General features: G+C 58.8%; 6 protein-coding genes. 5 read left to right on the top strand and 1 reads right to left on the bottom strand.

Annotation, left to right across the window (positions count from 1 at the left end; translation table 11 throughout):
* Window positions 1-9: 9 nt before the first annotated feature.
* From G518_RS0123570 to G518_RS0123590, 5 genes are all read left to right on the top strand, one after another.
* A complete protein-coding gene (locus tag G518_RS0123570; RefSeq protein ID WP_425414304.1) occupies window positions 10-651 on the top strand; it encodes a response regulator transcription factor in 642 nt (213 codons plus the stop codon).
* A gap of 280 nt (window positions 652-931) precedes the next feature.
* Window positions 932-1,420: a GlcG/HbpS family heme-binding protein gene (locus G518_RS0123575; protein ID WP_028604628.1), complete on the top strand. Its 489-nt coding sequence runs from the start codon at window positions 932-934 to the stop codon at window positions 1,418-1,420.
* Window positions 1,417-2,124 carry an ankyrin repeat domain-containing protein gene (locus tag G518_RS0123580; RefSeq protein WP_028604629.1) on the top strand — a complete coding sequence of 236 codons (708 nt, stop codon included), beginning with the start codon at window positions 1,417-1,419 and terminating at the stop codon, window positions 2,122-2,124. Before G518_RS0123575 ends, G518_RS0123580 begins: the two co-directional genes overlap by 4 nt.
* Before the next feature lie 457 nt (window positions 2,125-2,581).
* A complete protein-coding gene (locus tag G518_RS0123585; RefSeq protein WP_028604630.1) occupies window positions 2,582-7,360 on the top strand; it encodes a glutamate synthase-related protein in 4,779 nt (1,592 codons plus the stop codon).
* Window positions 7,361-7,452: 92 nt separating this feature from the next.
* Window positions 7,453-8,919, top strand: a complete 1,467-nt coding sequence (locus G518_RS0123590; RefSeq protein WP_028604631.1) for a glutamate synthase subunit beta — start codon at window positions 7,453-7,455, stop codon at window positions 8,917-8,919.
* 438 nt (window positions 8,920-9,357) lie between these two features.
* On the opposite strand, the gene G518_RS0123595 is transcribed toward G518_RS0123590, so the two are convergent.
* Window positions 9,358-9,662, bottom strand: a 305-nt coding sequence (locus tag G518_RS0123595) for an IS5/IS1182 family transposase (protein ID WP_028604632.1), incomplete at its 5' end; no start/stop codon positions are given.

Consider the following 9,662-nt stretch of genomic DNA (forward strand, 5'->3'; position numbering starts at 1 on the left):
GCCTAGATTGTGAATACGCTCTCATCTCTTTCTCCTCTCATCCATCTGGTGGACGATGACGCCGCCGTGCGAGATGGACTTGCCCTGCTCATCGGCACCGTGGGCTTGCGTGTGCAGGCTTGGTCCGAGCCTCAAGCCTTCCTGGCTGGCTTTGAACGAGGTGGGGTCGGCGCCATCCTGCTCGATGTGCGTATGCCAGGCATTAGCGGGTTGACCGTGCTCGATCAGCTGGTAGCACAAGGGGTGGACCAACCTATTCTCATGTTGACTGGCCATGGCACGGTAGATATGTGCCGACGAGCCTTCAAAGCCGGTGCTGCCGAATTCCTGGAAAAACCCGTCGACGACGAAGTGCTGATAGAGGCGCTACAAACCGCTGTGCGCCAGCACGTGCGCACACGGGAGCGTCAGGGGGCCGACCATGACGCGCAGGAGCGCTACACCCAACTATCCCCGCGTGAGCGTGAAGTGCTTGGCCTGATTGCAAGCGGCCTCACCAACAAGGAAATTGGCCGCGCCCTGGATCTTTCTCCGCGTACGGTAGAAACTCATCGCGCCCACCTGTTTGCCAAGCTGGGGACGGATTCACTGGCGCAGCTCATACGGCGCTACGCCGCCCTGGTGGACGCCGATATTGAGCCGGGAAGCTGAAGTTCATTCGGCTGAGCGGTACTGCTCTTAACTCATCATGCGGCGGTTCAGATCCTCGCAAGCGGTAGCACTGCGCGCTCGCCCTCATTTCCTGGCGTGTCATTCGCAGTCCAACGGAGTGCACTGGACTACCGTGATGCTCCGTAGTTCTACGGAGGTCTGAGCGTAGCTGGCCGCATGGCGACGCGGGATGCGCTTTTCTACAGTACTCGTACGGCACCAGGGTCTTGATAGCTCTGAACTACGCCGCAAGCGAACCTCGTACCTTTTTGGAGAAACCATGCACCGAATCATCGCCATCGCCCTAGTCAGCCTCTCTGCTGGTGCGGTTCAAGCCGCAGACGCTGTACGTACTGAAAAGAACATGTCCCTGGGGCTTGCTAACGAAATCGCCACTCAGACCGTTGCCACTTGCACCGCCAATGGGTATGCCGTGACAGCCACTGTGGTGGACCGTGCTGGCACCGTGCGCGCGGTACAACGTGCTGATAATGCGGGTCCCCACACGCTGGAAGCCAGTCGCCTGAAGGCTTATACCTCTGCATCAGCCAAGAACAGCACGGGCGCCATCATGGAAGCCTCGCAGAAAAACCCTGCCGCTGCCAATCTGGGGCAGATTCCTGGCTATTTGCTACTGGGCGGCGGTTTGCCTATTAAGGTAGGCAACGAGGTGATCGGAGCCGTGGGGGTCGGCGGAGCGCCCGGTGGTCATCTGGATGAACAATGCGCACAGGCCGCGCTGACCAAGCTGGCCAGCCAACTCCAATGAGTATTCCATTCAGTTGGAGTTGGTGCCTGGGTCTGCTCACGCTGGTACTGACGGGCGTGCTGGCCCCTTTGGCCCAGGCTCAGACGCCGCCAAGTGCTTTCGAACTCGCCGCTTATCGGGGTGTCCACGAGGCTGCGGTACGGGGCGATGTGGTTGCTCTGCAGCGCTTGCTGGCTGCAGGGGGGAAAGTCAACGCTCAGGACGACCACGGGCGCACGCCTTTGCACGTCGCAGTCTTCGCTCGTCAGCTTGCCAGTGTTCGTGCGTTAGCGAAGGCTGGCGCTGATTTGAACGCGCTGGAGCGCGATCGCTATGACGCCGTGACCATTGCTGCCGTGGCCGACGATGAAGACACCCTGAGCCTGTTGCTTTCGCTGGGAGCCAGCGCGCGGCAGATCACCAGCCGGTACGATGGCACCGCGCTCATTGCAGCGGCCCATCTGGGCCATGACGGTGTTGTTCGCCAACTCATCGCCGCTGGCGCCCCGCTTGACCACGTGAATAATTTGCACTGGACTGCGGTCATTGAGTCCATCGTGCTGGGAAATGGTGGCCCCCGCCATCAGGCGACCCTTGATGCCCTCATTCAGGCCGGCGCGGATCTGCAACGCCCGGACCGACATGGCCGTACACCCTTGCAACTTGCGCAGCAAAGAGGCTATAGCGCCATGGAGCGTCAGCTTGCTCAAGCAGGAGGGCGTTGAATACGCCAGCTGAGCTGAGCCAAGCCCCTGCTCAGGTAGCGCTTTCCATACGCTGGCGTTCTGAGCGGGCGGTGTCTCTTATCTGCGGTGTTGCCACATCAGGTAACGCCCACCCTATTCATGTCGGGAATCCACCGTTGGCCAGTGCTTTAAGCGCGCGCGGCACGGAGCTTGCTTTCAAATAAATTTGAAGTCTGCTGAGATTTCCAGGCCGACATTAGTGCAGTGAACAATGGTTTGAAGGAAGTAGATAGAGATTATTTAATGGGAAAAACATGAAAATATGATGCGGAATCTATGTTCTTTGCTTCTAGTTTTGATGTGTCCCTAATTAATTTGAATTTACTTGAAGTTCTGAAAAATAAGTATCTGACCCCAATTTATTTTTCTTGGAAAAATTGCTGCACCGCACTATCCTTGGGGCCTGTCCCGATATAGATACAAGATGGAGCCCACGATGACCACGTCCGCGGAGCAAGCACAATTGCGAGAAAACGGCCTTTATGACCCGGCCAATGAGCACGACGCCTGTGGCGTTGGCTTTGTGGCGCATATCAAGGGCGAGAAGAGCCACGCCATCGTTACCCAGGGTTTGAAAATCCTGGAGAACCTGGATCACCGCGGTGCCGTGGGTGCTGATGCGTTGATGGGTGATGGCGCTGGTATTCTCATTCAGATGCCTGATGCCCTCTATCGTGAAGAAATGGCTAAGCAAGGTGTCACGCTGCCACCTCCGGGTGAATACGGCATGGGCATGATCTTCCTGCCTAAGGAGAGCGCCTCTCGCCTGGCCTGTGAGGAAGAGCTGGAGCGCGCTGTTCGTGTGGAAGGCCAGGTGCTGCTGGGATGGCGCGATGTGCCCGTCAACCTCGACATGCCCATGTCGCCCACCGTGCGCGAGAAAGAGCCTGTCATCCGCCAGATCTTCATTGGCCGGGGCACCGATGTCATCGTGCAAGATGCCCTGGAGCGCAAGCTCTACGTCATCCGCAAGACCGCCAGCGCCAATATCCAGGCCCTGGGTCTTCGCTATAGCAAAGAGTACTACGTGCCCAGCATGAGCAGCCGCACGGTCATCTACAAAGGCTTGCTGCTGGCTGATCAGGTAGGCACGTACTACCTCGATCTGCAAGACGAGCGCTGCGTTTCCGCGCTGGGTCTGGTGCATCAGCGCTTCTCGACCAACACCTTCCCTGAATGGCCGCTCGCTCACCCTTACCGCTATGTGGCGCACAACGGTGAGATCAATACCGTCAAAGGCAACTTCAACTGGATGCGTGCACGCGAAGGCGTGATGAGCTCGCCGGTGCTGCAAGACGACTTGAAGAAGCTCTATCCCATCAGCTTTGCCCACCAGTCAGATACAGCCACCTTCGATAACTGCCTGGAACTGCTGACTATGGCGGGCTACCCGCTCGCACAAGCGGTGATGATGATGATCCCCGAGCCCTGGGAGCAGCACACCACCATGGACGAGCGTCGCCGCGCTTTCTATGAATACCACGCCAGCATGTTGGAGCCATGGGATGGCCCTGCTTCCATCGTGTTCACGGATGGCCGCCAGATCGGCGCCACGCTGGACCGCAACGGTCTGCGCCCCAGCCGCTACTGCATTACCGATGATGATTTCGTCATCATGGGCTCGGAGTCTGGTGTGCTGCCCGTGCCTGAGCACAAGATCGTTCGTAAATGGCGTCTGCAACCCGGCAAAATGTTCCTGATCGATCTCGATCAGGGCCGCATGATCGATGACGAAGAGGTCAAAGCCAGCCTGGCCAATGCCAAACCTTACAAGCGCTGGATCGAAGATCTGCGCATCCGACTGGACGACGTCGCGATTCCAGTCGCTGGGCTCGATGCTGAAGAACTCCCAGTCAACGAGACCGAACCGCAATCTTCCGGCGTGGAAGCTACCTCCCCAGAGCTGCTCGATCGCCAGCAGGCGTTCGGCTACACACAGGAGCACATCAAATTCTTGATGAGCCCTATGGCCGCTTTCGGAGAAGAAGCCATTGGCTCCATGGGAAACGACAGCCCACTGGCGGTGCTCTCTGATCAAAACAAGCCGCTCTACAACTACTTCAAGCAGTTGTTTGCGCAGGTCACCAACCCGCCCATCGACCCAATCCGCGAAGCGATTGTGATGAGCCTGGTGAGCTTTATCGGGCCCAAACCCAACCTTCTGGATATCAACCAGGTCAACCCTCCGATGCGGCTCGAAGTGAGCCAGCCGGTGCTGGATGCGTATGACATGGTCAAGCTGCGCGATATCAAGCAGCACACGCAGGGCAAGTTCTCCAGCAGTGTGCTGGACATCACCTACCCCGTGATCTGGGGCCCGGAAGGCGTGGAAGCGCGTCTGGCTTCGCTGTCTGCGCAGGCAGTCGATGCCATCAAGGGCGGATCCAACATTCTGCTCATCAGCGACAAGGCCGTTGCTGCAGATCGTGTGGCCATTCCTGCGTTGCTGGCGCTCTCCAGCATCCATCAGCATCTGATCCGTGAAGGCCTGCGCACCAGCGCCGGTCTGGTCGTGGAAACCGGAAGCGCCTGTGAAGTGCATCACTTCGCGGTGCTGGCTGGCTATGGCGCTGAAGCCGTGCATCCTTGGCTCGCCATGGAAACCATCGCCAACATCCACAAGGATTTGCCGGGTGACTTGAGCGCCGAGAAGGCCGTGGCCAACTACGTCAAAGCGGTTGGCAAAGGGCTCTCCAAAGTCATGTCCAAGATGGGCGTGTCGACCTACATGAGCTACTGCGGCGCGCAGTTGTTCGAAGCCATCGGTATCAATTCGGAAACCGTGCAGAAGTACTTCACGGGCACTGCAAGCCGCGTCGGTGGCCTGGGTGTGTTCGAGATCGCTGAAGAAGCAGTGCGCCGCCAACAGGCCGCCTATGGTGATGATCCAGTGCTGGCCACCATGCTAGACGCCGGCGGCGAATACGCTTGGCGTACGCGTGGCGAGGCACATATGTGGTCGCCTGACGCCATCGCCAAGTTGCAGCACAGCACCCGTGCCAACAACTGGAGCACCTACAAAGAATACGCCCAGCTCATCAATGATCAGAGCAAACGCCTGATGACATTGCGTGGTCTGTTCGAATTCAAGGTGGATCCCGCCAAGGCCATCCCGATTGACGAAGTGGAGTCCGCCAAAGACATCGTCAAGCGATTCGCTTCCGGCGCCATGTCTCTTGGCTCCATCTCCTCTGAGGCGCACGCCACTCTGGCTGTGGCCATGAACCGCATTGGCGGCAAGAGCAATACCGGCGAAGGTGGTGAAGACGCAAAACGTTATCGCAACGAGCTCAAGGGCATTCCTATCAAGCAAGGGCAGACCATGTCTGATCTGCTGGGCAAGGATGTCTTTGAGGTCGACTACGCGTTGAACGAAGGCGATTCCATGCGTTCGCGCATCAAGCAGGTTGCCTCGGGCCGCTTCGGTGTTACAGCTGAGTATCTGGCCAGCGCTGACCAGGTTCAGATCAAGATGGCACAGGGTGCCAAGCCGGGCGAGGGCGGCCAACTGCCCGGTGGCAAAGTCACCGACTACATCGGGAAACTGCGCCACAGTGTGCCTGGTGTGGGCCTTATCAGCCCACCGCCGCACCACGACATCTATTCCATCGAAGATCTGGCGCAGCTGATTCACGATTTGAAAAACGTCGCGCCTCAGGCTGACATCAGCGTCAAGCTCGTGAGCGAAGTGGGCGTGGGCACCATTGCAGCCGGCGTTGCCAAGTGCAAGAGCGATCACGTGGTGATCGCCGGGCACGATGGCGGCACGGGCGCATCGCCCTGGTCCAGCATCAAGCACGCTGGCAGCCCATGGGAAATCGGTCTGGCTGAAACGCAGCAGACTCTGGTGCTCAACCGCTTGCGTGGGCGTATCCGCGTACAGGCTGACGGCCAGATGAAGACCGGCCGTGATGTGGCCATCGGCGCTCTGCTGGGTGCAGATGAGTTCGGCTTCGCCACTGCACCGCTGGTGGTCGAGGGCTGCATCATGATGCGCAAATGCCACCTCAACACCTGCCCGGTGGGTGTGGCCACGCAAGATCCGGTGCTGCGCCGCAAATTCAGCGGCAAGCCAGAGCACGTGGTCAATTACTTCTTCTTTGTTGCTGAAGAAGTGCGTCAGATCATGGCTCAGCTGGGTATCCGCAAGTTTGACGATCTGATTGGCCGCAGTGACCTTCTCGACATGAAAGAAGGCATCAAGCATTGGAAAGCCAAGGGGCTTGATTTCAGCCGCCTTCTGGCCCGCCCTGAAGTGCCTGCAGATGTACCGCGCTACCACGTCGCCAACCAGAACCATGGCCTGGACAAAGCGCTGGATAACCGCTTGATCGAAAAATCGCGGCCAGCCATCGACAAGGGCGAGCGCGTCAAAATTCTGGACACCACACGCAACGTGAACCGTTCGGTGGGCGCGATGCTCTCGGGCGCTGTGACCAAGGCACACCCAGAAGGTTTGCCGGACGACACCATTCACATCCAGCTCGAAGGCACTGGTGGCCAGAGCTTTGGCGCCTTCCTGTGCAAGGGCATCACGCTCTACCTGATCGGCGATGCCAACGACTACACCGGTAAAGGCCTCTCAGGCGGCCGTGTGGTGGTTCGCCCCAGTCTGGACTTCCGTGGCCAGGCGCATCAGAACATCATCGTCGGCAACACGGTGATGTACGGCGCAACCACTGGGGAAGCTTTCTTCAGCGGTGTGGGCGGCGAACGTTTTGCCGTTCGCCTTTCGGGCGCCACCGCAGTGGTTGAAGGCACAGGCGATCACGGCTGTGAGTACATGACTGGCGGAACTGTGGCCGTGCTGGGCAAGACGGGTAGAAACTTTGCCGCTGGTATGTCGGGTGGCATCGCGTACGTCTACGACGAAGATGGCCAGTTTGCCAAACGCTGCAACACAGCGATGGTGAGCCTGGATAAAGTGCTGCCTGCCGCCGAGCAGCGGGTAGGCACTGATCGCGCCATCTGGCACCGAGATCAGACCGATGAAGACCAACTGAAGGCTCTGCTGGCCGATCACAACCGCTGGACCGGCAGCCGCCGGGCGCGCGAGTTGCTCGACAACTGGGCAGAAGCGCGCGGCAAGTTCGTGAAAGTGTTCCCTAACGAATACAAGCGCGCGCTGGGCGAGATTCACGCCAGAAAGCAAGCCTCGATCAGTGCGGAAAGCGTGTCAACGTCCGCCAAAGAGGAAGCTGCTGCAGCCAAGTGAGTAGCGCCTCGGATGCGCCGGTGTTGATGCAAGCATCAACCCGGCCCGTACGCGCCACTCTTCTCAGCCACTAAAGAATACGAAAGCACATCATGGGAAAAGTCACTGGCTTCATGGAGTTCGAGCGCATCGATGAGGGCTATGCCCCGGTTGCCGAACGCCTCAAGCACTACAAAGAATTCGTCATTGGCCTGGATGACACTCAGGGCAAGCTGCAAGCGGCACGCTGTATGGACTGTGGCACACCGTTTTGCAACAACGGCTGCCCTGTGAACAACATCATTCCGGATTTCAACGACCTCGTTTACCGCAATGATTGGAAGAACGCCTTCGCGGTGCTCGATTCCACCAACAACTTCCCTGAGTTCACCGGCCGCATCTGCCCCGCGCCGTGCGAAGCCGCCTGCGTGCTCAATATCAACAATGATGCGGTCGGCATCAAATCGATCGAGCACGCCATCATTGATCGCGCGTGGGCTGAAGGCTGGGTAGCTCCCCGCCCAGCGAAGATCCGCACTGGAAAGCGCGTGGCCGTGGTGGGCGCAGGCCCAGCCGGCATGGCCGCTGCGCAGCAATTGGCACGTGCTGGTCATGATGTCACTTTGTTCGAGAAAAACGACCGCATCGGTGGTTTGCTGCGCTACGGCATTCCCGATTTCAAACTGGAGAAATCGCACATCGATCGCCGTGCTGAGCAAATGCAAGCCGAAGGCGTGACCATTCGCACAGGCGTGCTTGTGGGCTCCATGCCCAAAGACAGCAAGGTCACCAATTGGGCCAAGGAAAACATCAGCCCTGCGGAGCTTCAGGAGCAGTTCGATGCCGTGCTGCTCACCGGCGGCTCCGAGGTATCGCGTGATCTGCCTGTTCCTGGGCGCGAGTTCGATGGTGTTCATTACGCCATGGAGTTCTTGCCCCAGCAAAACAAGATCAATGCGGGCGACAAGCTGAAAGGCCAGATCCGCGCGGATGGCAAACACGTCATCGTCATCGGTGGTGGCGATACCGGCAGTGACTGCGTCGGCACCAGCAATCGCCATGGCGCCAAGAGCGTGACTCAGTTCGAGGTCATGCCCATGCCTCCTGAAGAAGAGAACAAACCTCTGGTCTGGCCCTATTGGCCCATCAAGCTGCGCAGCAGCTCCAGCCACGAAGAAGGTGCTCAGCGCGAGTTCGCTATTTCCACCAAGCAGTTTGACGGTGAAAAAGGCAAAGTGAAGAGCCTCACAACGGTGCAGGTGGAGTTCAAGGACGGCAAGCTGAGCGAAGTGCCCGGCACAGAAAAACAGTGGCCTGCCGACCTGGTCCTGCTCGCCATGGGCTTTACCAACCCTCTGGCCACCATTCTCGAAGGCTTTGGTGTCGAGAAAGATGCACGTGGGAACGCCAAGGCCACCACAGAATTCGATGACGGCTACGCGACCAACGTACCCAAGGTATTTGCTGCTGGCGACATGCGCCGTGGCCAATCCCTGGTGGTCTGGGCCATCCGTGAAGGCCGTCAGGCAGCGCGCTCCGTGGATGAATTCTTGATGGGATTTAGCGACCTTCCTAGGTGAGCCCCCCCTGAGTCGCTTGCGCGCCTTCCCCTACGCCGGGCGCCCCCTGAGGGGGACGCCGCTAGCGGCCTGGCAAAGCCAGCTCCGCGGCCGTCTGAGTTTGCTCCCTCTCCCGCTTGCGGGAGAGGGTAGGGGGGAGGGTGCGGCAGCGCATCCACGTGGACTCAGCTCATTTGTGGCACTACAGGTCGATAAAAGCAGATGACGCGGTTATTGAACATAGTCTGGTAAATCTCGGTGACGTTGCTACCCCTCACCCCAACCCTCTCCCGCATGCGGGAGAGGGAGTAAAACCATTCGCTTGCGACTGACGATTTCAGGGCCGAGCGTAGCGATGGCCGGAATGGGTATCCCACCCCTCTGGCCGCGCTGAGAAGCGCAGGGCGAGGGGCGGGCAAGAGCACTGAAAGATGCTCTTGCTTCGTGATCTAGGGCGTGTTAACACAAACGAAGTCCATCGACGATCAGTGCGAAGGTGATGAAACCGATGAACATCATGTCGAGTTTCTCGAAGCGAGAGAAGATCCGGCGATAGCCTTTGAGGCGGCGAAAGAGGCGTTCGATCTCATTTCGACGTTTGTACATCTGTCGGTCGTACTCCCATGGCGTCATCCGCGTTTGCCTGGGAGGAACGACAGGAATGAAGCCCAGATCGAGTGCCAACTGCCGTGTCTCGTTGCCCTCGTAGGCGCGATCCATGAGCAGGTGCAGAGCTCGATCGGGAGCCCCCAAGCTACTCAGCA

Origin of the sequence: Ottowia thiooxydans DSM 14619 (genome assembly GCF_000422885.1) — a bacterium.
GTDB classification, from domain to species: domain Bacteria; phylum Pseudomonadota; class Gammaproteobacteria; order Burkholderiales; family Burkholderiaceae_C; genus Ottowia; species Ottowia thiooxydans.